Genomic DNA, 25,847 nt, shown 5'->3' with positions numbered 1-25,847 from the left:
ATTCACCTTCTATTTTTAGTTAGCCATAGTTGAGCAGTCGCCAATCGTTTTCCGAAAGGTAGTAAATACCACTCTTTTTCTTTCATTATACGTGATTTCAAGACGACGAAAAGAAATATGATCGCTCCAATTGCGACAGCTGATACGGCTGTTAATGTTGAGCTAATACGTGGTGACAGGCCAGCAAATAGCCAATAGTCAGCGGTGAACATCCACGGAATCAGTACTCCTGTCATGGCCACACCTGCAATAAGCAACACGGCGTAAAAACGGCGCGGTGCTAACGGGAACTTCCAAAACCTTTTGAAATAGATGATCAATAACACGGCAACGATCGCAAACGCGATGGCACCTGATGCGGCTGCACCTTCAATTCCATATCGTCGTACCATCCATGGTGTAGTCGTTAGTTTGATTGCGATGCCAAGCAACATGAGTAATAACGGCGCTCGTACTTTTCCGCTTCCTTGAAGAATAGCGGTTAGTGGTAAAATAATCGACAACCAGAAGATCTGGATGCAGAAGATGATCAGCGCGACAGAGCCTGTTCGCGTCTGGAAAAGCATTTCATTGACGAAAGGCAGTACCAGAACCAATCCTATTGTCGCAGCCCACCCGAATAAAATAGATGTCCTGAATGTCAGACTTATAAACGGCAATGCACCTTTTCCGTCCCTTTTGGATGCGTGATGCGCAATTAAAGGAACAAGTGCTAACGCTAATGTAGAAGCAAGTAAAATACCCATTTGCGCAAGCGGCTGTCCTCGGTCATAGACGCCTTTCATTTCCATGGCAGTCTCACTCATCACACCAGCCTCGACTAATGCATTATAGATCGTGAAAGAATCCACTAACTGAAACACCAATAAAATTAATGAACTCGCACTGACACCAATGCTGATTTTGGTCAGATCTTTAATTACCCGCCACGGCTTTACAGTCGCTATCGCCATACGCTCCCGCTGTAGAAAGAACCTTGTTAGAATCAATACACCTACCGCTTCTCCTGCCACTGCGGCCCACATCGTAATTTCTCCTACTTTATAAAGCGAAGATCCTGCACGCAACGCAATCCACGTACCTGCCAACACGATCACAACCCTGAACAGCTGCTCTGAGACATTCGAGATGGCTACAGGTATCATTTGCCCCTCTGATTGAAAGACGCCCTTCAGCACAGCAAGGAATGGCAACACGAGCACGATGTACGCTCCAGTCTGCAAAACAGGCGCCAAAGCAGGGTCTCCCATTAAATCAGCGAAGAAAAATGATCCCGATCGTAACAATAGAAAAATCCCTACTGATAACGCGAGAAGATAAGCGAGCGATATTCGTAAAATTCCGCGTGACTCTCCAGGACCTTTACTCTCTGCGAGCATTTTAGAGACTGCGACAGCAAAACCTGAAGATGTCCATACAATAAATATTCCGATAAACGGATACACTTGCTGATAAATATAAAAACCTTTATCTCCAACTAAGTTTTGAAAAGGGACTCGATAGACCGCGCTCAGCACTTTGACAATGACGGCGGCAATCGTCAGAATCGACGCACCCTTCATAAACGACTTCATATTCCATTTAGTCAACGCCATATATGCGCCTCTTTCATTTGATGATGGTTCCTAGTATACCATTTCATTAGAATAGGCGTGTGACCGCAATCAATAAAATAATGACACCACTCATGAATGTCCCGAACTGGCCAACTGACATCTTGCCAATTTGCACACCTGCCAGTTTTGCGCCCAATCCTACACCAATCGATAATGTGATGTAACTACCCACAGCCGCCGACAGCGCGATAGCTAACGGTGATAATGCCAAAAGCCCCGCACCCACTCCGTTCGTCAAAGCGTTCGCGGAAAGCGCAATCCCAAGTAACAAAGCTTCACCCAGACTAATATGCGAAGAACCGTCAAAGTCCATTTTTTCGGGTTCACTAAACACATTCGCTTGATGTTTTCTCTGTTGACGAAATGCGATCACCATGATGCGTATTCCGATGGTGCTGAGCACAGCAAACGCTATGAGATCAGGCAATATTCCTGGTAACAATACAGCTAACCATGCGCCTGAGACGATGCCGATTAAACTGAAAATGAAACAAATTGCCGCAATGAGTGCATTTGAAGTGGGTGGAATTCGAACTCGCTGTACACCGTAAGAAAGTCCGACTCCAAAGTTGTCGATACTAGATGAAATTGCAAAGCCTATGATCAGTAGCCAAGTCATTCCGCTCCCTCCAGCCTATTTGGTTTTATCATACTATACGTGCACAACGAGGCCGGCGTGTGTGCGCTAGGCGCATAGAGGAACAAACCTTAGAGCGGTTGCACAGTGTTTATGATCGCTTAGGGAGTACGATAGAGCACTCGCGCATGTAGATAGAGCGGAAGTCGGGCGCCATAGAGCGGCTAACTATGAACTATGAGCAGTTGCAGGAATTAATGAGCGCCCGACTGTTATCAGTAATTCGGAAGCCTTCGATAAAGAGTTCAGCCCGAAAGTCGAACATCGCTCTATCCTTTTCATCCACTCACTCCATAAAAAAACGTCTTCCCTATACTTGTTAGGAAAGACGGGTCATTATTCATCTTCATCTGGGTGTGGGCAAAATCAGTTCCTTTGCAACGGATACACCTGAGCGCATGGCGGCTTTACCTACCGCATGTGCAACAATTGTTGGAATACGATCATCAAATGGATCCGGAATGATGTAATCATCACGTAGATCTTCATCCTTGATCAAATCCGCAATCGCGTACGTTGCTGCGAGCTTCATCTCTTCATTGATTTCCGTCGCTCTAACGTCTAGTGCTCCACGGAATATTCCTGGGAATGCCAAGACGTTGTTGACTTGGTTAGGATAATCGGAACGGCCTGTTGCAATAATGCGCACACCGTATTCTTCAGCCAACTCAGGCTTCAACTCAGGCATTGGATTCGCAAGACCAAATACGATTGGATCCGTATTCATTAGCGCAATCAATTCCTTCGTTAGCAAGTTTGCAACGGATACACCAACGAAAATGTCTGCACCTTTCATTGCGTCTGCTAATGAACCTTCAATCTTCTCTCGATTCGTGACGCGTGACATTTCATGCTTCACACTATTCATTGCGTTCTCTCGGCCTTCATAAATAATTCCTTTTGAATCACACATAATAATGTTTTCGAAGCCCATACTCAACAATAGTTTTGTAATCGCCACTCCAGCGGCACCGGCACCGTTCAAGACGATTTTAACTTCTTCTTTTAGTTTCCCCACTACTTTCAATGCGTTAAGCAATCCAGCTCCTACTACGATCGCTGTGCCATGTTGATCGTCATGGAAAATTGGAATACTACATTCTTCACGCAATCTACGTTCAATTTCGAAACAACGGGGAGCAGAGATATCTTCCAGATTTACCGCACCAAATGTTGGGCTAATTGCTTTTACAATATTAACGATTTCATCCACATCTTTTGTATCCAGACATATAGGGAATGCATCGATCCCTGCAAATTGCTTCAGCAATAGTGCTTTTCCTTCCATTACCGGTAAAGCAGCCTCAGGGCCGATATCTCCTAAACCAAGTACAGCCGTTCCATCTGTTACAACTGCAACTAAATTCCCCTTAATTGTATATTCATACGCTAGTGATGGGTCGTGAGCGATCTCTACACATGGTTCAGCCACTCCTGGCGAGTACGCCAAACTCAAATCCTCTTTATTCTCTAACGGTACTTTCGAAACGACTTCCATTTTTCCATTGTGAATTTGATGCATGTGTAAAGAAGATTTATACTTCCTGTTCATAATATCGCTCTCCCTGTCCGGTTTTTTATTGTTCCTTCGTGTTGGTAGTGATTATAAGCGCAAACGCAAACCAATTACAAGCATCAATATTCTTTCAAATCAAAAAATTGAAAATTCGTAAGCGGTTACATTCCCTTTGTCAAAGGTTTTATACTGGTTTTAAAAAAAGTTAAAAAAGTTTTGACATTTGCACTTTTTAGTAGTATGTGAAACTTTTCACTTTTGATTTTATGGCTTGTGAAGCCCTTCACTAAGCGGTTTTGTGAAATCCTTCACGTAAAAATTTTATACTTAAAAACGGAATTATACAGTCAGTATGTGAAGTATTTCACTTTTTAAATGAAGAAAAAAATTGAAGCTTTCGGAAGATATATTTGGGGTAATGTAGGTTTTTTATGCGATTGTTTTCAATATTTCATTAATATATTATAGGTATTGTGACCACCCTATACGTACTCTCAATCTATAAATAATGTAAAACATTCAACCAACAATAAATTAGACGATAAAAAAACTCACGGTAGATGCATCTACTGTGAGTTTCCATTAAAAATTTTACACATTTATCAAACTCGCTTAGTTTTCCATTTGTTTTGCCAAGAAGTTGGCTGCCGTCTCTGCAGCCTTTTGTTCAACCTCACCAACAAAGTGAACCTTTGACAGCAAATAGATCGCGCCTATTGCATCACCATTTGTAATAATTGGTGCTATACAATAGGATTTAACCTGCTCCACTTGACCGGGCACCCATTCGACCGTCTTTTCGTGTTTTTCCATGATAGTGGTCCTACCATTAAGAATCTCATCACAAATGGGTGACAATTGGCGGTTCATATAATCTTTCTTGGCAAGACCCGCCACCGCGAGCATCTCGTCACGGTCACTGATCAACGCCGGCGTACCAATTGTTTCGTAAAGTGATTCCGCATATTCCACAGCAAATTCACCAAGCTCTGATATAGGTGAATACTTCTTTAATATGACTTCCCCTTCACGATCGGTGAATATTTCCAAAGGGTCACCTTCACGAATGCGAAGTGTCCTTCTAATTTCTTTTGGTATCACAACTCTACCCAAGTCATCAATTCTGCGGACAATACCCGTTGCTTTCATGTATAATGCCTCACTTTCTCGAAATGAAATGTATTTCTGAGAGTAGTATGCATCAACATTGGTCATTTTATGCAATCAAGGTGTTACAAGGCATCCGAAGATTCAACTTCCTTTGCCGTTTCCTGCATCGTGTGTACCATATCTTCAACCATATCGAACTCTGTGAACTGATTGGACTTCTTTTCATTCACGGTTACAGTAATTTGTCCGTTATCAATCGTTAGTCCAACCGCATGGCCAAACTTCAACGAGCGTTCCATCAGTTTTGCGCCGTCAGCACGAGCTGTTCCTTCTTCAGATAAACGAATTTCTACTATACCTTGCACATTTTTGATGGAGACCACGCCAGCATCACGTCCCCAAGCCTTCATGCGTCCAACGCGTAGCAATAGGTCAGCTTCAAATGGCATATCGCCAAAGCGATCGATCATCTCGTCGACGAGCTCCAAGTAATCCTCATCGTCCGTAATCGCTTTTACGCGTTTATACATTTGGATTTTTTGATAACCATCTTGAATGTATGTTTCAGGCAAGTATGCATTAATAGGCAAGGAAATTTCGACATCCACTTTGTCTTCTTTGACAACACCGGTCTGTCTTTCTTCTATCGCTTCCTGTAGCAATTGCGAATACAAATCGAAACCGACTGAATCAATAAATCCATGTTGCTGTGAGCCAAGTAAATTTCCTGCCCCCCGAATGGATAGATCACGCATCGCAATTTTAAAGCCAGATCCAAGTTCAGTGAACTCTTTAATTGCCTGCAAGCGATTTTCCGCGACTTCAGTCAACACTTTATCACGCTGATAGAGCATATAGCTGTATGCTACACGGTTTGAACGGCCGACCCGTCCACGCAATTGATAGAGCTGTGATAGCCCCATCCGATCCGCGTCATGAACAATCAACGTATTGACGTTCGGGATGTCGATTCCTGTTTCAATGATGGTTGTCGTAACAAGCACATCGAATTCCCCTTCAAGGAAACTCAAAATCACCGCTTCCAGGGCAGCTTCCCCCATACGACCGTGTGCAGAGGCAATACGCGCTTCAGGTACCAAGTCACGGATTTCCTGCACTTTGCGATCCATATCTTCTACGCGATTATATAAATAGAAGACCTGTCCGCCGCGGCCCATCTCTCGCTCAATTGCTTCTCGTACCAAACCACCGTTATGTTCCATGACATATGTCTGGACAGGGAAGCGATTGGCTGGTGGTGTTTCAATGACAGACAAGTCACGTACGCCCATCATCGACATATGCAAAGTCCTTGGGATCGGTGTAGCAGTCAATGTCAAGACGTCTACGTTATTTTTCAACTGCTTCAACTTTTCTTTATGTGTTACACCAAAACGTTGCTCTTCATCGACAACGAGAAGCCCAAGATCTTGATACACTACGTCTTTTGACAATAATCGATGTGTTCCGATCACAATATCGACAGTTCCCGCTTTCAGTCCTTTGATCGTTTCATCTTGTTCTTTCTTCGTGCGAAAACGATTAAGTAATGAAACGGTTACAGGATAATCTGCGAAACGTTCTTTCATCGTTTCGAAATGTTGCTGTGCCAAAATAGTAGTGGGAACCAAAAAGGCCACTTGTTTACCGTTCGTTACCGCTTTAAATGCAGCACGGATCGCAACTTCCGTTTTTCCATACCCTACATCCCCACATAACAGTCGATCCATTGGTCGTATACGTTCCATATCTTTCTTGATTTCGTCAATGGATTGTAACTGGTCTTGCGTTTCTTCATATGGGAAAGCATTTTCAAATGAACGTTGCAAATCATCGTCTTCACCAAAAGCAAATCCTTTTTCTGCTTCTCGCCTTGCGTACAACTTGATCAAGTCATCTGCAATATCTTGTATGGCTGCTGTCACTTTGCGCTTTGTTTTAACCCAATCGGTACCGCCAAGTTTATGTAGCTTTGGCTCTTTTTCACCGGAAGCGACATACTTTTGAATTAAATCAATCTGATCAGCAGGAACAAAGAGTTTATCTTCACCGCGGTAACGAATATCTAAATAGTCTTTCTGGATGCCTTTGACATCAAGTGTAACGACGCCATAATATTTCCCAATACCGTGATGAACGTGGACGATATAGTCGCCTGGCTTGATTTCCGAGTAACTTTTGATCCGCTCCGCGTTCGTTAGTTTAGGGGCTCGTGCTTTACGTTTCGGCTTGCCTGTAAACAGTTCTGCGTCTGTAATAACCGCAAGTTTCTGAAACGGCAATTCAAATCCCGCAGACAAATCCCCTTCTATAATCGACAACATACCTTCTTTACTAGGCTTACCATCTATTACTGCTTCTATATCATACTCTCGTAAAATCTCTTGGATCGTATGCATTCTTTCATTTGAAGAAGCTAATAGAAAGACGTTATATTTACCTTGCTTCCAACGTTCTATTTCACTTTTCAGCAGTGGCATCTGGCTATGGAATTGTTGCATTGGCTTACAAGAAATTGAAATAGATTTCTTAATAGTAAATCCAGGTACCGCACGGGTAAATAATGATAAATAGAATCGTTGCTGCTTAATACCCTCAAGAACTTGTTCGTATTTCCACGCTAGTTTCGTATCATGTAGCATTTTCCCGTCTTCAAGCATCGAAAGCTGATACTCCTGCTCTTCTGACTCCAACGTAGCCACCGATTCTTGTATGCGGCCCAATTCATCAAAAATGATAAGACCGTTTGTCGGCAAGTAATCAGTTAACATCGCACTTGCTTCAGAGGAAAATGACGCGTATTTCTTCATCGCTTCTGGCACAATACCATCTTTCATCATGCCTATATCTTGCATAATCGTCATCAATAATTGCTGTTGCAATTCTTCACTTTTAATTTTAGTTAAACTTTCGCCCAACGCTTGCTCCACTTTTTGTGAAACTTGTTGTAATTCATCAGGTGTCCAGATAAATTCGGTCGCTGGTAACAAAGTAATTGAATTCAATTTACCTGTAGAACGCTGATCTTCTGCCGAAAATGTTCGGATCGAATCAATCGTCGTATCGAATAACTCAATACGTACAGGTTCTGCCATCGTCAGCGGATAGACGTCTAATATTCCACCACGCAACGCAAATTCACCCGGTGCACTCACCAGGTCTTTTCGTATATAGCCCATGGATACCAGCTTCTCGAGCCAAATCCCTATATCAATCTCTTCATCTGTCGTAGCCGTTACATAGTGCGCCAACCAGCGCTCCTTTGACGGCAATAACTTGCGCAAGCCCGCAACTGGTGTGATATATATACCACTGCCTGTACGCGCCATGTGATCTAACGTGTCAATCCTACCTGCACGCAGTTCATAACTAGCGAATGAAAAGTCTGCGGCAACTAATTCTTCCGCTGTATACAAGTGAATATGCTCATCACTAACCAATTTACTTAAATCTTCATATGTTCGTTGTGCCTGCAGCATATTGGGTGAGACGATCAAGACAGGACGTGTCAGTGACTGCTGAATTAATTTAAAGAAAATCGCTTTGGAACCACCTGAAAGACCTGTAATCAACTGCTGATCCTGTCCATCTTCCAAATCGTTCAGCAAGCCTTGAATCTCTTTCTCTTCCAGAAAAAGTTGTTCTATTACTCCCACTCGACTCCTCCTCCTTATCTATTAAATTAGTGCATCTATTTATGTCGTTCAGAATACTTTATGCACAAAAAGCTTTGGCAATCAGCGCCAAAGCATCTGTTACTTATTGTAACCATTTCTTTAAGGTGTAATAATCCGGGAACGTCTGCAATGATTGCTCGCAGTGTTCACAAATACATCGTATGTGCAAGCCACCATCCGGATCTACGGATAAATATGAACTTTTATCTGCGTCGTCTAACTGACTAATAGTTTCCTTGGCCGATTCAAATGGAATGGAACCCATTTCCGTCTGGCAGTGATTGCAAGAATAACGGATCATACTCTCTTCACCTTCCTTTTTCAAAGTATAGGCAAAGAGTGTCCGTATTATGCTTATCCGTTAAATTTATTCATCACTTCGAGGAATGGTGTCTTTTTTGTCGTCCATTCTTCACAAGCATCTGCACTTTTTTGTATCGCATCTTCAATCAATGGCTGCTCGTCTTTGCTAAACGGGGATAATACATAGTCAGCAACTTTCATACCGCCAGTCGGACGGTCAACACCGATACGGATACGATTGAATTCAGACGTGCCTAGGTGTGCAATGAGCGATTTCATGCCATTGTGGCCGCCAGCACTTCCTTTTTGTCGAAGTCGAATCTTTCCTGCAGGTAAATCTAAATCATCGTATAACACAACAATTTCTTCATCATTCACTTCAAAATAATCCGCTAAAGGGCGAACGCATTCTCCAGACAAGTTCATATACGTCATCGGCTTCAGTAAAACCACTTTTCCTTCAGACGTATGGACGGTTGTAAATAGCCCATTAAACTTTTGCTGGAACGCTGGTGCTTGAAAGCGTTTAGCTAATTCATCAATGACTTGAAATCCAACATTGTGACGCGTGTTTTCATAGTTCTTCCCGGGATTTCCGAGACCAATTAGTAATTTCATGTTTTTCTCTTCCTTTTCTAAACGATATATATACATAGAAAAGGAGCGCACGGTTTACACTCGTGCGCCCATTTTGTAACTTATTTTTCTTCTTTATCTTCACCGATTACTTCCGGCTCTGCTTCAGTGCTTTCAGTAGCTTCATCCAATGCTTCTAGTTCAGCTTCAGTACGTGGTGCAGAGATTGTTACTAATCCTACTTCATCTTCAGTTAGGATTTCAAACTTCACTTTGTCGCGGATATCGCTAACAAGAATCGTTTCTCCGATTTGAAGTTCAGAAACATCAACGTCGATATGATCAGGAATATCAGAAGGTTTTACGCGGATTGTAACTTCCCATACTGGCTGTTGAACAGTTCCGCCTTCTTTTTCACCTGGAGCAGTTCCAACTAAGTTGATTGCTACGTCTACTTCAAGCTCTTCTGTCATGTTGATCGCTAAGAAGTCAGCGTGTGTAAGGAAACCAGTCAATACGTCAGACTGGTAATCGTTTAGTACAACGTTTACATCTTTATCTTCAACAGTCAATTTGATTACGCCATTTCTTCCTGTTTCACGAAGTGTGTCTAGAAGATCGCGTTCTTTTACTGCGATTGGTGTGCTTTCCGTATTATAACCATAAACTACGGAAGGAATCCATCCGTTTTTTCGTAATTCGCTTACTGTTTTCTTGTCAGTTTCTCTTGATTTCGACTGAATTGTGCTCATTTGTCAAGTCACCTATCCTATCATGAATTTTTTGGATTTTTAATATCAGAAGACAAGTGTTAACTTGTCATCACTCAAATAATGTACTTACAGATTTGTTCTCAAACACACGAATAATTGCAGATGCCAATAATGGCGCAATGGATAGCTGTTTGATTTTTGGAGATTGTTTACTTTCCGGCAACTTAATAGAATTCGTAATCACTAATTGCTTGATTTGAGAATTATTAATGCGCTCAATCGCTGGTCCGGATAAAACAGGGTGTGAACAACAAGCATACACTTCTTTGGCTCCACTTTCAATTAAGGCGCTCGCAGCAATAGTGATAGTACCAGCTGTATCGATAATATCATCGATCAATATCGCGGTCTTTCCTTCTACATTGCCAACGATATTCATGACCTCCGCTACGTTAGGACGTGGACGACGCTTATCAATAATCGCAATTGGCGCTTTCATACGATCAGCCATTTTACGCGCTCGTGTTACACCGCCGTGGTCAGGTGAAACGATAACCAAGTCATCGCCCCCTAGTCCTTCGCTCTGGAAGTACTCAGTTAAGATCGGCTCTGCAATCAAGTGATCGATTGGAATGTCGAAGAAACCTTGAATTTGTGGTGCATGCAAGTCTACTGCAATTACGCGGTCAGCTCCTGCTTTTTCTAGTAAGTTCGCAACTAATTTAGCCGTGATAGGTTCACGTGAACTCGCTTTACGGTCTTGGCGTGCATAGCCGTAATATGGCATTACCACGTTAATCGTACGCGCGGAAGCACGCATTAAGGCATCTAGCATAATGAGAAGCTCCATTAGATTATCGTTGACCGGATTAGAAGTGGATTGAATAACAAATACTTCACAGCCACGGATGCTTTCATCGATATTGATTTGGATTTCTCCGTCACTAAAACGTTTGACTGAGAGTTTGCCGAGCGGAAGCCCGATTTGCTCTGCTACTTCTTGTGCAAGTGGTTCATTCGCAGTTAAAGAAAAGATTTTCAGTTTGTCGTTTGGATAATGATTTGCCATGATGGCCCTCCTGTTGGTTGGGTAAGATTAGTTTTTTACGTATCCTTCTTTATTCTCTTGCCGAACGCGTGCAATTGCAAGTGAATTTTCAGGGACATTTTTTGTGACTGTGGATCCCGCTGCCACAATCGCATTCTTTCCTATCGTCACTGGTGCGACTAAATTGGCATTGCATCCAATGAAGGCATAATCTTCTATCTCTGTCTTGTGTTTGTTTTTACCGTCGTAATTCACTGTAATCGTACCACAGCCAACGTTAACATTCTTGCCTATTTCCGTATCTCCTATATAGCTGAGGTGTGAAACTTTACTACTGTCACCAAGTCGTGATTTTTTCACCTCGACAAAGTTTCCAACTTTCACATGATCCCCGAGCTGTGTTTCAGGACGCAAGTGAGCAAATGGCCCAACTGCCGTCTGATTGCCTATAGCGCTATCACGGACAACTGAAGAATGAACTGTCGTGTGGTCGCCCACCGTACTGTTTTGAATGTGACTGTTCGGACCAATGATACATTGTGAACCGATCTTCGTAGCGCCTTCAATGATTACGCCAGGTTGTATAATCGTGTCACGTCCAATTTCAGCTTCTGCACTAATCACTGTTTGCTCAGGACTGATGATTGTGACGCCATTACGCATATGCTTCTCTGCTATCAGTTGACGCATGCCTTTTTCAGCCTTCGCTAATGCTACACGATCATTGACACCTAGCGTTTCATGGAAGTCTGGCGTCGTGTAAGCTGAAATTCTCTGCCCTTCAGATTTCAAGATTCCTAATACGTCTGGAAGATAGTATTCGCCTTGTGCGTTATCGTTGTTCACTTTTTTCAGAGTGTCGAATAGCACACGATTATCAAAGCAGTACGTACCTGTATTGATTTCCTTGACGAGGCGTTCTCCATCATTTGTATCCTTATGTTCAACGTTCCGTACTACGTCGCCGTTCTCTGCGCGGATGATTCGACCATATCCCGTCGGATCATCTGCAATTGCAGTAAGTATCGTTGCCTTCGCTTCTGTTTCGTGATGGTGTGCAAGGAGTGCTGCCATCGTTTCCGTGCTGATTAGGGGTGTATCACCGCAGACGACGAGTGTGGTGCCGTCAAGATCTGCAAGTACGGCCTCCGCTTGTTGCACAGCATGGGCAGTGCCTAATTGTTCTGCCTGCAGGGCGTATTCACTTTTGTCGCCCAATGTTTGCTCTACCATTTCAGCGCCGTGACCGACAATCGTGACAATCCGATCTGCTTGAAGATCACGAATATGATCGATCACATGCTCCACCATCGGCTTGCCACAGACTGGATGAAGTACTTTGTAAAGATCCGACTTCATTCGCGTGCCCTGTCCTGCTGCTAGGACGATCGCATATGTGTTTTCCATCTGTCAGCCTCCATCCTTATTTGATAAATTCATAATTGACTATATCGGAAATGACTGACTTTTTCAAGCATATCCCCTTGACAATTACATAGGTTTATTTTATGATTATTAATCTTTTTGTGAATATATTGGTATAGGAATAAAAGTTTTAACCAAAGTGTCATTGAAATGGAGAGTTACGTTTTGAGTACAAGGGGATTGAAGCTCCAGCTGGGGACGCTTTCCGGTGGGCGTGGCTTGAGCCGCTTCCTCCGCTTTCAGCTCCGTCCAGGGTCTCAAGGCGCACGCTGATCCACTCGGAGTCGCCCCAGCTTCCGCTTCAATCCTACATAGATAGCGGAAAGATATAGATCACTCACTAGCGGTAATGTGTAATTTATTGTTGTCTTTTAACTTGTTTAAGTTCAAGTACATAAAAATACAAACCTAACTTCTATGGACAATAATAAGTATTATCTACTTACAATGCAGGGATTTTCGTTGCGAGCGTCTACTCCCGATGGATCAGCTCGAAAGGAGAGACAACCAAAAGGGAGCTAGCGACCTGGTTGGCTCACCGAGAGCCCATGGGAAAGCGTCCGCTCGCAACGAAAATCCCATCCCCTATCCCATTTCTAGCTTTTCCATTACTATTTCAAAACAACAAAAAGGCCATCTACTCGAATAGATGGCTTTTTTGTGGATACGACATATGGAAACGCTGTCTTACTTTATAAAATTATAGAACAGCCTCTTGCAATTCCCCTTGCTGCTCGCCTACTTGATGATATGCTGCCAGGATGGACTCCTGTACCTTCGTTCGTGCATCCGAATTAATCGGATGCGCCACATCGCGGAACTCCCCATCCGGTGTGCGCTTGCTCGGCATTGCCACGAATAATCCGTCATTCCCCTCGATGACTCGGATATCATGGATGACAAATTGATCGTTAAGCGTAATGGAAGCAATTGCTCTCATTCTACCTTCCGTGTCTACCTTGCGTAATCTCACATCTGTGATCTCCATTTTCCCCACTCCCTTGTTGTCTACTGACACTGAACGTATTCTAGGTTAGTTGGCATGATTACATTTTAACCATAATACTTGTGCTGATTCTATAATACTAGTTTTCCCATCAAATGAAAATAGAATTTTTTGTGAATTTTTAAACTTTTGTATAATACTTCAAATGTCAGGCTACTTTTAGCCTGATTATTATGCCATAAAGAGAAAAATCCGCCATGATCTTATGCTGATCATGGCGGATTTAAATTTCTATTATTGACAAAGCGCGATTGCTTCTATTTCCACTCGTACGTCTTTTGGAAGTCGTGCTACCTCCACTGTCGAGCGAGCCGGTTTATGCTCACCGAAGTGTTCTTCATAAATGGCGTTTAACGCTCCGAATTCATTCATATCCTGAATGAATACTGTCGTTTTAATGACTTGTTGTAAACTTGAACCTGCTTCTTCAAGTACTTTTTTTAGGTTGTGAAGAACTTGATTCGTTTGTTCTTCGATTCCGCCGCTTACTACTTCCCCAGCAAGCGTCAGAGGAATTTGTCCAGATGTATACACTACTCCGTTCACTTTTACTGCCTGTGAATACGGTCCAATTGCTTGTGGAGCTTGTTCTGTTTTTACGTATTCCATAACTCATTACCGCCTCTCGTGAAATAATTTCCTTCTTCCAGCTCAATCTTACGGTGTTTCTCGTCGACCGCATGCAGTTTCACCAATGAAAGGTAATCATCTACCAGAACTTCTTCGAGATGTTCAGCTTCCACCAAAACCGCCACTCCGCCAAGTTCACAGTCGAATTCTTCAAGCAGGCTCTTCATACCTTGCATCGTGCCGCCCACTTTCATAAAGTCATCTGTCAACAACACTTTCTGACCGCTCTGCATACTTCTCTTGGATAACACCATCGTCTGAATCCTGCGCGCAGAACCCGAAACGTAATTAATGCTGACAGTAGAACCTTCCGTCACTTTACTATCTCTTCGAACGACGATGACAGGCACATTCAAATGCCGTGCAATCGCGTGGGCGATAGGAATGCCCTTTGTCGCAACCGTCATAATTGCATCGATTTCTTTATCATAGAAAGCTGTCGCAATCACTTTGCCGATTCGATCGAGAAACCTGGGATTGCCCAACAGATCAGTCATATACAAATAACCACCTGGAAGTAGTCGATCTGACTTTCTAAGTTCATTCATTAATGAATGAATGACTTCCTTTATCTCCTCACGACTAACTAACGGAATATATTTTATACCGCCAGCAGCACCTGATATCGTGATTAAACGACCCGTACCGCTTTCTTCAAATGTCTCTTTCAAAATACCAAGATCTTCACTAATTGAGGACTTGGCAGCTGAATACCGGTTCGAAAAAAACGTCAAAGAAATGAGTGTGTGTGGATTTTCCAGCAAATGACGCGTCATATCGACAAGCCTTTCACTTCTTTTCCATTTCATATAATACCGACTCCTAAATCCGAATGATTTATAAGTAGACTATCATAATCGTCCGGTATTAATCAACTACAATACGTTCACCAAGCATACGTACGGCATGTACATCCTGGCAGAACCCCTTCAAGGCATTGACAATTCTTGGCACACGCGATTCATGCTTCACTAATCCAAAGACCGTCGGACCGCTACCGCTCATTAAAACAGCATCTGCCCCAAAACGCTCCATTTGTTCTTTAAGTATGACAACTTCTTTATGGAGACCCATCGTTACGGGCTCCAGTACATTTCCTAGCGAGGCACACATCTTGTCATAATCACTTGTCTGCAAAGCTTCCATCATACGCTCCGTTTGGGGATGCGAAATGGAGGACAAGTCCAACTGACCATAGATATTGCCTGTCGATACGCCGATTGTCGGCTTCGCCAGCACGACCCAGCAATTAGGTGGAGCTGGTAGATGAGTGATATCTTCTCCACGTCCCCTTGCAATAGCCGTGCCACCGTATACACAGAACGACACGTCTGAGCCAATTTCGGAACCAAGCACCGCTAATTGATCAAGTGATAGCCCGAGATTCCACAGCCGATTCAATCCACGAAGAGCTGCAGCTGCATCTGAGCTACCACCTGCTAGTCCAGCGGCAATCGGTATATTCTTATCCAGAGTAATTTCAACTCCATAATCCAAGCTATAGCGCTTACGCAATAAATCCGCTGCCTGATACGCCAAGTTTTTGCGATCATTCGGCACAAATCGATGAGACGATTTAATTGTAATGGTATGATCCGTCGTTGGACGAAGCCATATACGGTCTGCCAAATCAACCGTTGTCATAATCATTTCGACATCATGATAGCCATCCGGTCTTTTGCTTAACACATCTAATGTTAAGTTGATTTTCGCAGGCGCCTTTTCGTAAATCATGATAAAAGCTCCCTCCCCACAGCATTGTTCTTGCTCATATATTACCACAGAATGAATAGAACATAGGAGGATTAATAAAAAAAAGAACCGCAAAGAAATACACGGTTCTTTACTCTAATTTTGATAGGGCAGTCATTAGACATTTGCTTTACTACAACTTGATTGTTCAACTGCAACTTCAGTTCTTATTGACGCAAAATCTTTTCCATCGATTTCCCTTTCGCCAACTCGTCAATTAACTTATCCAAATAACGAATTTCTCGCATCGTTGGCTCTTCAATTTCTTCTACTCTAATACCGCATATAACACCTTTAATCAACGTCCGAGAAGGGTTCAACTTAGGAGCCTCAGAAAAGAAGGTCTCAAAGTCTGTTTGTTTTTCAATTAGCGCTTCCAACTCCTGTTGGTTATATCCCGTTAACCAATGAATGATTTCATCGACCTCCGACTTTGTACGTCCTTTTCTCTCTACCTTTTTAATATACAATGGATACACACTCGCGAAACTCATTGTATAGATTTTATGTTTAACCATCATCCAACCTCCTATCATCTATTGCGTATGATCTTCTCTACTTGGGAAACGATTTCCGCTAGTAAGTCCGCAACATGTTGCTTCTTACTCAAACGGGGCGATTGTCCGCTCCAAAGATGTATCCATTCAGGACGATTTTGCTTAGCGGCCTCATTGCGTATTCCTGTTGTTAATGTATTCATTATAGGATAATCAGGCAGACTTTCTTCATAAGGTTTCATTTTCGTTATAAACTCATTCTGAATGCCTCTAGCTGGCTTGCCGCTAAATACCGATGTGATGACAGTTTGATCTTCCGTACTATGTAAAATGGCGTCGGCGTGCTGTGATTTTGCGCCACTTTCAATAGCCGTTACAAAAGCCGTCCCCATTTGAACAGCTTGCGCGCCAAGTGTAAGAGCTGCCAAAACGCCTCTTCCGTCCATTATTCCTCCGGCTGCAATAACCGGGATTTGCACTGCGTCCGCAGCTTGCGGTACAAGCGACATCGTTCCGATCATAGAATCATCGAAACTTCCCGAAAACGTACCTCGATGACCACCTGCTTCACTACCTTGCATGACGACCATATCCACACCCGACTCTTCATTGATCATTGCCTCTTTCACTGTCGTGGCAGTCCCCATGACGAGGATGTTATCTGCTTTTAGTCGTTGGACTATGTCCTTAGTCGGAACACCAAACGTGAAGCTACAAACTGCTATTTTTTCTTGTATAATAATTTCTATTTGCTGTTCAAAGTTTGCTGTAGATATCATTTTCACTTCTGGCTCTGAAACATGTAACTCTTCACGGTATGGTCGTAATAAATCATTAGCCTTCTTAATCTTTTCTTTGGATAGATCAGATGTCTCGGGAATAAATAAATTGACACCAAAAGGTCGATTCGTTAATTCCTTAATCTGTTTTATTGTTGCTTTCATGTCTTCTGCTTTCATATAGCCCGCGCCCAGTGTACCTAAACCACCCGCATTGGATACAGCCGCTATCAGTTCTGGCGTGGTCGTACCGCCAGCCATTCCTGCTTGTATAATGGGATAGGTAATACCCAATTCTTTTGTTAAGTCATTTTGATTCCACATCTTTACTAACCTCCCTTTAAAAGATTATGTAGTAGTTTTAGTGTTTCTCTCTTCTTCACGTCTGACCCATATTTTATTTCCCAACGAATAACCTATGAAAGCAGCGACTACCATAAGCGCAATAGATATAAAAGAATTCAGTTCTGGAAAAAACAACTCTTTGATGAAGCTGATCATACCGACAAAGATACCTGCAAATAGAGCTCGTCCTAAATTGCCTTTCTTCACCATTTCCCCTCCTACCATTTCGGGCGACTAAAACAGCCCAGAGAATTCTAAAACGTATAGTGACTGTTCACTCTAGCATAACGTAAATTGTAAAAATTTGAAGTTTCCACGTTCGTTTTGTGTAATAGAAAAAAGTTACAAAGATATTTCACTTTGTAACTCCAATAAACAACCTGTTACTTTAACATTGAATGCGGCAAATACACTAAATTAGCGGCAGTACTTACATTGTCATCATTCACTGTAAGAATTACTACGTATCCGGTCTTTTCCCATCCTGAATTGAATGTAGTTTCATTATCTGTGTCCGAGTAATAGTCTGCTCCGAATTCACGTTGTGCCTGTTCATTTAATTCATTGTATATTGCAAACATCTCACCTGAAGTATGATAGTAGTCTTCGCCACCCATAAAGTCATAACTTATGAACTGCAACTTATTATTTTCAAAGTAGTAAATTAGATCTGTATAGTAATTATACTTTGTAGTCCGGTAGATCAATAATCGTTTATTTCCTTCACGTAAATTGGACAGCAATATAGCTGGTGACTTTGATTCGACATTCATTACTTGTGCAGGATCCATTCCAAAATGAATACCTCTTGTAACCATGACAGGCGGCACAGGTCGGAATGCGAGATCCATAGCTCTTGCTACGAATGCAGCAATATGCGAACGAGTCAGTGTTTCATTCGGTTTAAACGTGCCGTCCGGATAGCCCGAGGTAATATTTTCAAAAGCTAGCTTACGCACCGCATTATACGCAGTAGAACCCTTCGGTACGTCCTTAAATCGAATATCTTTTTCTTTCGTCAGTTTAAACGCATTCGCAATGAATGCAGCCATATGTCCACGTGTTACTTTTTGCGTCGGTTTAAATGTACCATCGGGATAGCCGTTTATAATTCCCGCTTTCACCGCAGAGTTGATATAGCCAGATGAGTATCTGCTGGCGGGAACATCTTTAAACTTCGTCTTCGTTTTCTTTCCATCAAGCCCTGTCGCTTTAGCCACCATAATTGCTACTTCTTCACGTGTCACTTTATCGTTTAACCCAAAATGCGCAGTAGGTTCAATCACTTTGTTTTCCAATAAATACATAATAGCCGTATAGTTCGGGTGAGTTTTCGGAACATCTGTAAATACTTTAGTAGAAGCATGTGTTGTAGGAGCTGACGATAGTGTCAAAACAAGTAGCAAAATTACTGTAAAAATCTTTTTCATACGTATTGGTCCCCTTTTCCCATAATATGTACTGACTATATCATGTTAATTTAGGTATAAGATGAAAACGTTAAAACATGTTGTTTTACTACACAAACGTACTAAATTCGCTACTTGTATACACCCCATTTGTACATATATATACATACAGTACTATTTTCCAAAGACATCAACGCTATATCACTACTGAATATGTAATGGTTAGTCAGAATAAACTATCAACTTTGTGCTGTGCAACACAACGTTAGAAATATTGATAAGTACAAATTCTTATTTTGCCATCAATTAAACACCGAATTCCTGTATATATAGACTTTTCTTAACAGGTATATAGTTATACTTATTATCCATTATTACTGTCAAATATTTCTTTCGCGACACATTTTTGTTAATTACTAATTGAATTTACTATAATAGTGCTGTATTTCAAACATTGATTCTTACGGAAAATGGTTCTATGATGAAGCCATATAAAACATAGTTATTCCAAACTATAAGGAGGAAGAAACAAATGTGGTTACGAATGTCCCGCATAGCGGTCTTGCCTATCTTATTTGGTGCGCTAATTGTCCTGCTTGCGACTTTTTCATTTACCAACCAAGCATCTGCGCACGGATATGTAAGCCAACCCGAAAGTCGAGCACTTTTATGCAAGCAAGGAGATAATAAGAACTGCGGCAAAATAATTTATGAACCACAAAGCTTGGAAGCACCCGGGAACTTCCCGATAGGCGGTCCGGCAGACGGGAAAATTGCCAGTGCTAATATTTTCTTCGAATTAGATACACAAACACGCCTTCGTTGGCAAAAGGTACCGATGAAAAAAGGTCCCAATCAATTCAAATGGAAATTTACAGCACCACATGTGACTGCTTCATGGGAATATTACATAACACGCACAGGATGGGATACGAATCAGCCATTAAAACGGGCTGATTTCCAAAAATTCTGTACGGTAGACGGAAAGAAACAAAGACCACTTTCCGAAGTAAAACATACTTGTAACATACCTGAACGGACCGGTTATCATGTAATTCTAGCCGTTTGGAACATTGGTGATACAAAGAATGCTTTCTACAACGTGATTGATGCTGATTTCGGAGGCAAACAAGCACTACCAACTGAGCCCGACAAAACTGTGGACATGATACCTCTAACACCAAGCAAACCAAGCTTAGCACCTGAAACACAGCCAAGCCCCGATAAGGACAAACCAACTCAACCCGCAGTCAAATGGGATCAAGGTATTGTCTATGTAGAAGGAGACCAGGCACGATTTGAAGGCAGCTTATACGAAGCGAAATGGTGGACTCGCGGTGATCTCCCTGGTGATTCAGCCGTGTGGAAGCTACTTGAGTCTTCTACCTCGGAGATTCGCGACTGGAAGATGAAGAACGTTTATACGGTAGGGAATCAAGTGCTACATGAAGGAATCGTTTACGAAGCACAATGGTGGACGAGCGGTGATACTCCAGGGGAAAAGGATGTTTGGAAATTCATCAAGATCATCAATGCTGACGTGAAGAAGTGGGAAAAGAAACTAGTCTATCTAGTAGGGAATCAAGTTCTATATAATAACGATTTATATGAAGCGAAGTGGTGGACACGTGGAGATCTTCCTGGCGATTCAGCGGTTTGGACATTAGTAAAATCCGCTGCTACAGGCGTGCCACAATGGCGTACTACAAATGTATACGTTACTGGCGACCATGTGATGTACAACGGCAATCTATATGAAGCGAAATGGTGGACACGTGCGAATGTCCCTAGTGACAGTGTACAGTGGAAGCGTAAGTAATTTAATATGATCGAAAGGCTATATACCAGTCAATATGACCGGTATATAGCCTTCTCATTTATCAAAAAAAGAACCGCAAAGCAATTATGCCTTTGCAGTTCTATCTGTCAGCCTGTTTTGGATTCTACGGACATTGGTTGGATTATTTCTTTTCCTCCACTTGTCTACTTGCCATTTCAATTGCATGTTTTACCATGTTTCCTGCATCACGTGAGCGAATACCGCCCCAGCCTTCTTTCTGAACAACGTCATAGAAGCCAAGCTCTTTCGCGATTTCTACTTTCAATTGATCTGACATGACGCCTTTTCTCGCCATTTTAGTTTCCTCCTTTTCGGCTGACATATGTAATATGAGCCATTTAGAGAAAATCACACTTCGTTTATGCAAAATAATAAAAAATCCGCCAAGAAGTTCTGGCGGATTCACTAGGAAATAAATTAAAATAGCATGATGAATTACTTGATGATAAACGCTGTTTGGTCCGAACCATCAAGAACTGTTATTTCAACCGCTTCGGTTAAAATATCAGCATAGCTGTAAGAAACTCTTTCAAACGCATTGTCATCCTGATCCAACTCTACTACGAAAACGGCACGATACGTATCGCGCAACACTCCAGCATGTTCGATCGTCTTCTTACGACCACCATTTGCTTTCAAGTGAAGACGTTTCCCTAAATGAGCGTCCAGTGACTTTTTAATGTCTGCTAATGTTTTTGGCATGTTACTTACACCTCACTAAATATAAGCATAACATTTTTACATGCGTTTGTCAACAAAATTTTTATTTTAACAGTTTGTCTATGTCTTTGTCAATTACTTTATGATGAAATTCACTATTTTTTCATATGAAATTGTCATTAATTTTATTCCGGTTTTAGCTTGCCAAAGTGAGGGTATAGTGCATTGGCCAGTTTAATGAACTCTGCAATCGATAATGTTTCCCCTCGTCGGATCGGATCTATACCTGATTGTTCAAATGCTTGTTGAATCAGTTCCTTTTTTTCTTTCCCCTCAGGTAGCGATGCTTGAAGATTGTTCCACAGCGTCTTGCGGCGATGCAAGAACGATCCTTGCGTCACAGTGAATAAGAAGTCTTCATCCACTACAGGAGCGTGTGCCTCTTCTCTGCGCGTCAAACTAAGTACGGCTGACTCTACGTTCGGTTGCGGAATGAACACTGTCTTCGGCACAATCATAGATACTTCTGCGTCCATATAGTACTGGACAGCGATTGATAATGAACCATATGCCTTCGTGCTAGGCACTGCCGTTATTCGATCAGCTACTTCTTTTTGCATCATAATAACAAGCTGACTAACGCGAGCTTTTTCCATCAAGAATTTCATTATGATCGGCGTTGTAATATAATACGGTAAATTGGCGACAACTACGATGTCTTCATAGTCTGCAAATTGTTCTTCAATCACTTGATGAATATCCGCTTTTAATACGTCTTGATGAATGACGGTGACATTCGAATAAGGTGACATCGTATCTTCGAGTACGGGTAACAGTCGACCGTCTATTTCAAATGCCACAACCTTACCTGCCTGCCGTGCAAGATGCTCTGTTAACGCACCGATTCCTGGTCCTACTTCAATTACCCCTGTATCTTTCGTGATCGCTGCATGCGAGACGATGTTATGCAGTACGTTTGAATCCACTAAGAAATTTTGACCTAAACTCTTCTTGAATGAAAAACCATGCTTTTGCAAGATTTCTTTCGTTCTCGCTGGCGTTGCTATGTCTTTATACATCAGTTGTCATTTCCTCCTCGTCAAGAACTTGTATCGCTTCATTGAATGTTGCGATAGAAATTCGGAACATCTCCAGTCGTTTCTTCAATCCTTTGCCGTTTACCTGTCCTATATGCAGTAATTCTGACAAACGTTCTCTGCGCTTTCTCGAATCACTGTGACCGATCAATCTTGCCTCTAATAATACAGCCATCGGTATCTCTTCTATTGTATGCTCGCTCACTGTATAAACAGAAGCCAACGCTTGACGAATCGCTTCATCATTCGCGTGTTCAATCCCTAAACCACGACCATTTTTCGCTATAGTTTCCTTCTTCGGTAAAAACGCATGTTTAACATCAGGGATTTGTTCTTCAATTATGGCCCGAATACGTCGTCCAGGAAAGTCTGGGTCAGTGAAGACGATGACCCCACGTGTCTGTTGTGCATGACGTATCCGCTCGATGGTCTTGTCCGAGATTGCTGAACCATTCGTTTCAATCGTATCTGCTCCTGTTGCACGTTTCACAGCCACTGTGTCAGACTTTCCTTCAACTACGACTACTTCTTCTATATTCACAACATTCCTCTTTTCTCACGATATCATTCTTACTATTTTACTGCGTTTTTCTATTCTATACAACCTTACCGATAGGAAACAGAAAAAACCGATAAGAGGAAGAGTTTTTCTTCTCCTTATCGGCTAGCTTTTATTAGTTGATAACTTTGATTTTTACTTGACGGCGACCAAATGCATAAGCCGCTTCTTTTGTAGGCATGTGTAAGTCGATACGGTTTCCTTTGATAGCGCCCCCTGTATCTCCTGCAATTGCGTAACCATAGCCTTCCACCCATACTTTAGAGCCTAGTGGAATGACTCTTGGATCTACTGCAATCAATTTCATACCTGGATTTGCGCGCAAGTTAACGCCTGTAGCTGTGATTCCTGAACATCCGTTACAATAAGCTGTATACGCACTTGCATTAGCGTAGAATTCTTTTCCGCCGCTAGGCTCCCCGCTGTTGCCACGTGATACTGCAACTTGTGCTTTTGCTGGCGTGCTTGAAGATTTTGCCGATGCGCTTGTAGCCGCTTTTGCCGGTGCAGCCGCTACTTCTACTTTAGGTGCTTTAGCTCCTACGTGAACTACCTTGGCCGTTGGTTCTTCTACCATTGTTTTGCCAACGAATTCACGTGAAACGATTTTTCCGTTCTTTTTCGTGATTTGGAACTTCTTTTGTAACTTACCCTTTTTACCATTCGTGACGACTTTCTCTTCACCTTTAAGCATTGTCATATCTGTTTTTCTCTTTGTTTTAAAATCTGCTGGTTCTACTACTACATCAGTAACTTTTTCAACACGCGCGATGTTTACCACTGCATTTGATGCTGTTAGTTTCGCACTTGTGTCACCTTCTACTTTATCCAAGTTTGAAAGACGGATGTTCTGATCCGTTAAAAACTTTCTCACTGTAGTTTGAGTAGACCATACAGTACTTTCTTTTCCACCGTCTTTAACCGTAACAGGAAATGCTTTTGCAATCGCAATTGGCTGATTGTCTGTAATCTTCGTTTCTAGAGCAGGTTCGATTTCATCATGTGTAGTGATTTCAATTCCCGCTGTCTTCAAGACATCATTTACTGTAGCATCTGTTGTCCATAGCTCTTGTGTCTTGCCATCTACATCAATCATAACTTGTTTAGCTTTTTGCCATTTGATTGCTGTATCGTTTTCAACTGGCGTGTTGACTGCCGGTTCTACTATGTCATGTTTTGCTACTTTTACGTCATTTGCCGCTAATACTTCTCCAACCGTAGCTTCTGCTGTACGTAATTCTATTTGCTTTCCATTAAGATCCATTGAGACGTTTTTCTTTTTCCCGTCAATCAATACGAGTGACGTTGTTGCTACGAATAATGCGATTGCCATGAATAAAACTGCAATACGCATACCCTTATTATTCTTCTGAGACATGTAAAAGTTTCCCCTTTCATTACTCGGCTGAGTATATAGCGTTTATTTTTCACTGTCAAACTATTAAACTACCTATCCTTGCCAACTAGAATCTTTTCAGACGTGTAAGACAAATAATCGCCATAAATCGTTCACTGAATCTTAAACAGTTGTAATGCATTTGCAGTCGTTTGTTTGGCTACTTCCTCAACCGATACTTCCTTTAAACGGGCAATTTCTTCTGCCACCAGTGGTACATAAGAAGGTTCATTACGTTTCCCTCGATAAGGATGCGGCGCTAAGTATGGTGCATCCGTTTCGATCAGTAGCTTGTCAAGCGGAATCTGTGTCGCTACTTCTTTCGGCATTCTAGCATTTTTAAATGTTACAGGTCCACCTAGCGAGATGAAGAAGTTCATATCTATACATTGTTTAGCTGTTTCCACGCTACCGCCGTAACAATGCATGATCCCTCCGACTTCCGCCGCATTTTCTTCTTGTAGAATGCGAACTACATCGCCTGTTGCGTCGCGGTTATGAATGATGATTGGCAAATCTACTTCTTTAGCCAACTGTATTTGTTTGCGAAATACTTCTTGCTGTATGTCTTTCGGCGATTTATCCCAGTGATAATCGAGACCGGTTTCTCCGATTCCGACCACCTTTGGATGCGCTGCTAATTCCTTGATCCATTGTAGATCGCTTTCTGTGCAATCTATTGCATCAACAGGATGCCAGCCAATAACGCCATAGATGAATGGATATTGTTCTACTAATTCCATGGCCTTGTTGATAGTTTTTGTATCAAACCCAACTACAACCATCTTTTCTACGTTTGCATCAATTGCACGTTGAATGACTTCTTCCACGTCTTCTTCGTATTGATCTGCATTTAAGTGAACATGTGTATCAATAAACATAGTATCTCTCCTAACACTGTTTCCTATTCTATAATTTTTGTTTGTGTCTTTCATCTCATTTGTATTACAGTTGTGTAACAAGTAGTTTGTTAATTCTGTCTAGTCAACCAGAAATGCTTTACTAGTAGACATGCTGAGCCATTGGGGTGTATATGGCAAACTATTGGCTTTTATAGGTTTGTTGTAACATTTATGACATAAAACTTGGGTAGTGGGTGTGAGCCGTTGATCTGCATTCTAGTGCGACGCGTTCCACTCCGATCAACTCGTGCTGTATTCTCCCTTCAAGATTTTAAGAAACCGTAGTGCTGATAGCGTCCTTATTAGTTTTTCCTGACTAGTACTCAGCACTATTACCCTACGCATCTTACTCTC

At 42.0% G+C, this 25,847-nt stretch carries 25 protein-coding genes; 1 reads left to right on the top strand and 24 read right to left on the bottom strand.

All coding sequences use genetic code 11. The annotated features are described in order from the left end of the window. Nucleotides 1-2: 2 nt before the first annotated feature. The 18 genes from CSV69_RS11320 to CSV69_RS11235 all read right to left on the bottom strand — a co-directional run bounded on the left by CSV69_RS11320 (nucleotide 3) and on the right by CSV69_RS11235 (nucleotide 19,060). Nucleotides 3-1,595, bottom strand: coding sequence for a putative polysaccharide biosynthesis protein (locus CSV69_RS11320; protein ID WP_099693455.1), 1,593 nt, complete (start codon nucleotides 1,593-1,595; stop codon nucleotides 3-5). Between the two features lie 46 nt (nucleotides 1,596-1,641). Next, nucleotides 1,642-2,235, bottom strand: coding sequence for a sporulation membrane protein YtaF (ytaF, locus tag CSV69_RS11315; protein WP_099693454.1), 594 nt, complete (start codon nucleotides 2,233-2,235; stop codon nucleotides 1,642-1,644). 364 nt (nucleotides 2,236-2,599) lie between these two features. Continuing rightward, nucleotides 2,600-3,805: an NAD(P)-dependent malic enzyme gene (locus CSV69_RS11310; RefSeq protein WP_085427763.1), complete on the bottom strand. Its 1,206-nt coding sequence runs from the start codon at nucleotides 3,803-3,805 to the stop codon at nucleotides 2,600-2,602. Nucleotides 3,806-4,381: 576 nt separating this feature from the next. Further along, nucleotides 4,382-4,918, bottom strand: coding sequence for a stage V sporulation protein T (gene spoVT / locus CSV69_RS11305; protein ID WP_099693453.1), 537 nt, complete (start codon nucleotides 4,916-4,918; stop codon nucleotides 4,382-4,384). An 83-nt stretch (nucleotides 4,919-5,001) separates the two neighbouring features. Continuing rightward, complete coding sequence (gene mfd / locus CSV69_RS11300) at nucleotides 5,002-8,535, bottom strand: transcription-repair coupling factor (protein ID WP_099693452.1); 3,534 nt, start codon at nucleotides 8,533-8,535, stop codon at nucleotides 5,002-5,004. 103 nt (nucleotides 8,536-8,638) lie between these two features. Next, on the bottom strand, nucleotides 8,639-8,857 hold the full coding sequence (locus CSV69_RS11295) for an anti-sigma-F factor Fin (protein WP_085427760.1): 219 nt from the start codon (nucleotides 8,855-8,857) through the stop codon (nucleotides 8,639-8,641). A 53-nt stretch (nucleotides 8,858-8,910) separates the two neighbouring features. Beyond that, the gene (gene pth, locus CSV69_RS11290) at nucleotides 8,911-9,477 is read right to left on the bottom strand and encodes an aminoacyl-tRNA hydrolase (RefSeq protein WP_099693451.1); all 567 of its coding nucleotides are present in this window, start codon (nucleotides 9,475-9,477) and stop codon (nucleotides 8,911-8,913) included. 80 nt (nucleotides 9,478-9,557) lie between these two features. After that, a complete protein-coding gene (locus tag CSV69_RS11285; protein ID WP_099693450.1) occupies nucleotides 9,558-10,187 on the bottom strand; it encodes a 50S ribosomal protein L25/general stress protein Ctc in 630 nt (209 codons plus the stop codon). 70 nt (nucleotides 10,188-10,257) lie between these two features. Continuing rightward, nucleotides 10,258-11,217, bottom strand: coding sequence for a ribose-phosphate diphosphokinase (locus CSV69_RS11280; protein WP_085427757.1), 960 nt, complete (start codon nucleotides 11,215-11,217; stop codon nucleotides 10,258-10,260). 27 nt (nucleotides 11,218-11,244) lie between these two features. Then, entirely contained in the window at nucleotides 11,245-12,603 is a 1,359-nt protein-coding gene (glmU, locus tag CSV69_RS11275) for a bifunctional UDP-N-acetylglucosamine diphosphorylase/glucosamine-1-phosphate N-acetyltransferase GlmU (RefSeq protein WP_085427756.1), read from the bottom strand. 718 nt (nucleotides 12,604-13,321) lie between these two features. Then, nucleotides 13,322-13,609, bottom strand: coding sequence for a septation regulator SpoVG (spoVG, locus tag CSV69_RS11270; protein WP_085427755.1), 288 nt, complete (start codon nucleotides 13,607-13,609; stop codon nucleotides 13,322-13,324). A 252-nt stretch (nucleotides 13,610-13,861) separates the two neighbouring features. Further along, nucleotides 13,862-14,236 carry a RidA family protein gene (locus tag CSV69_RS11265; RefSeq protein WP_085427754.1) on the bottom strand — a complete coding sequence of 125 codons (375 nt, stop codon included), beginning with the start codon at nucleotides 14,234-14,236 and terminating at the stop codon, nucleotides 13,862-13,864. Continuing rightward, nucleotides 14,224-15,066 (bottom strand): pur operon repressor, encoded by an 843-nt coding sequence (gene purR, locus CSV69_RS11260; protein WP_085427753.1) that lies wholly within the window; start codon nucleotides 15,064-15,066, stop codon nucleotides 14,224-14,226. The genes CSV69_RS11265 and purR overlap by 13 nt, the downstream gene beginning before the upstream one ends. Before the next feature lie 58 nt (nucleotides 15,067-15,124). Further along, nucleotides 15,125-15,991 (bottom strand): 4-(cytidine 5'-diphospho)-2-C-methyl-D-erythritol kinase, encoded by an 867-nt coding sequence (gene ispE / locus CSV69_RS11255; RefSeq protein ID WP_099693449.1) that lies wholly within the window; start codon nucleotides 15,989-15,991, stop codon nucleotides 15,125-15,127. A gap of 185 nt (nucleotides 15,992-16,176) precedes the next feature. Next, nucleotides 16,177-16,527, bottom strand: a complete 351-nt coding sequence (locus CSV69_RS11250; protein WP_099693448.1) for a DUF2200 domain-containing protein — start codon at nucleotides 16,525-16,527, stop codon at nucleotides 16,177-16,179. 14 nt (nucleotides 16,528-16,541) lie between these two features. Next, nucleotides 16,542-17,609 (bottom strand): NAD(P)H-dependent flavin oxidoreductase, encoded by a 1,068-nt coding sequence (locus CSV69_RS11245; protein ID WP_085427750.1) that lies wholly within the window; start codon nucleotides 17,607-17,609, stop codon nucleotides 16,542-16,544. A 24-nt stretch (nucleotides 17,610-17,633) separates the two neighbouring features. After that, nucleotides 17,634-17,837, bottom strand: a complete 204-nt coding sequence (locus tag CSV69_RS11240) for a hypothetical protein (RefSeq protein ID WP_099693447.1) — start codon at nucleotides 17,835-17,837, stop codon at nucleotides 17,634-17,636. Nucleotides 17,838-18,013: 176 nt separating this feature from the next. Continuing rightward, complete coding sequence (locus tag CSV69_RS11235; protein WP_099693446.1) at nucleotides 18,014-19,060, bottom strand: S-layer homology domain-containing protein; 1,047 nt, start codon at nucleotides 19,058-19,060, stop codon at nucleotides 18,014-18,016. Nucleotides 19,061-19,571: 511 nt separating this feature from the next. On the opposite strand from CSV69_RS11235, the gene CSV69_RS11230 reads away from it, so the two are divergent. Continuing rightward, complete coding sequence (locus CSV69_RS11230; protein ID WP_233192377.1) at nucleotides 19,572-20,858, top strand: lytic polysaccharide monooxygenase; 1,287 nt, start codon at nucleotides 19,572-19,574, stop codon at nucleotides 20,856-20,858. 142 nt (nucleotides 20,859-21,000) lie between these two features. Here CSV69_RS11230 and CSV69_RS11215 read toward each other — a convergent pair whose 3' ends face one another. The 6 genes from CSV69_RS11215 to CSV69_RS11190 all read right to left on the bottom strand — a co-directional run bounded on the left by CSV69_RS11215 (nucleotide 21,001) and on the right by CSV69_RS11190 (nucleotide 25,472). Then, a complete protein-coding gene (locus tag CSV69_RS11215; RefSeq protein ID WP_085427746.1) occupies nucleotides 21,001-21,174 on the bottom strand; it encodes a small, acid-soluble spore protein, alpha/beta type in 174 nt (57 codons plus the stop codon). A 140-nt stretch (nucleotides 21,175-21,314) separates the two neighbouring features. Continuing rightward, nucleotides 21,315-21,581, bottom strand: coding sequence for a biofilm formation stimulator Veg (gene veg, locus CSV69_RS11210; protein WP_029054863.1), 267 nt, complete (start codon nucleotides 21,579-21,581; stop codon nucleotides 21,315-21,317). A 143-nt stretch (nucleotides 21,582-21,724) separates the two neighbouring features. After that, nucleotides 21,725-22,618 (bottom strand): 16S rRNA (adenine(1518)-N(6)/adenine(1519)-N(6))-dimethyltransferase RsmA, encoded by an 894-nt coding sequence (gene rsmA, locus CSV69_RS11205; RefSeq protein ID WP_099693445.1) that lies wholly within the window; start codon nucleotides 22,616-22,618, stop codon nucleotides 21,725-21,727. Then, nucleotides 22,611-23,177: a ribonuclease M5 gene (gene rnmV / locus CSV69_RS11200; RefSeq protein ID WP_085427744.1), complete on the bottom strand. Its 567-nt coding sequence runs from the start codon at nucleotides 23,175-23,177 to the stop codon at nucleotides 22,611-22,613. The genes rsmA and rnmV overlap by 8 nt, the downstream gene beginning before the upstream one ends. A gap of 133 nt (nucleotides 23,178-23,310) precedes the next feature. After that, complete coding sequence (locus CSV69_RS11195) at nucleotides 23,311-24,573, bottom strand: G5 and 3D domain-containing protein (RefSeq protein WP_085427743.1); 1,263 nt, start codon at nucleotides 24,571-24,573, stop codon at nucleotides 23,311-23,313. Between the two features lie 131 nt (nucleotides 24,574-24,704). Next, a complete protein-coding gene (locus CSV69_RS11190) occupies nucleotides 24,705-25,472 on the bottom strand; it encodes a TatD family hydrolase (RefSeq protein ID WP_085427742.1) in 768 nt (255 codons plus the stop codon). Nucleotides 25,473-25,847 lie beyond the last annotated feature (375 nt).

This window comes from Sporosarcina sp. P26b, assembly GCF_002743245.1.
Lineage (GTDB): Bacteria > Bacillota > Bacilli > Bacillales_A > Planococcaceae > Sporosarcina > Sporosarcina ureae_C.
The sequence above is the reverse complement of the archived record's forward strand: the minus strand, read 5'-3'. Positions and strand labels throughout refer to the sequence as shown.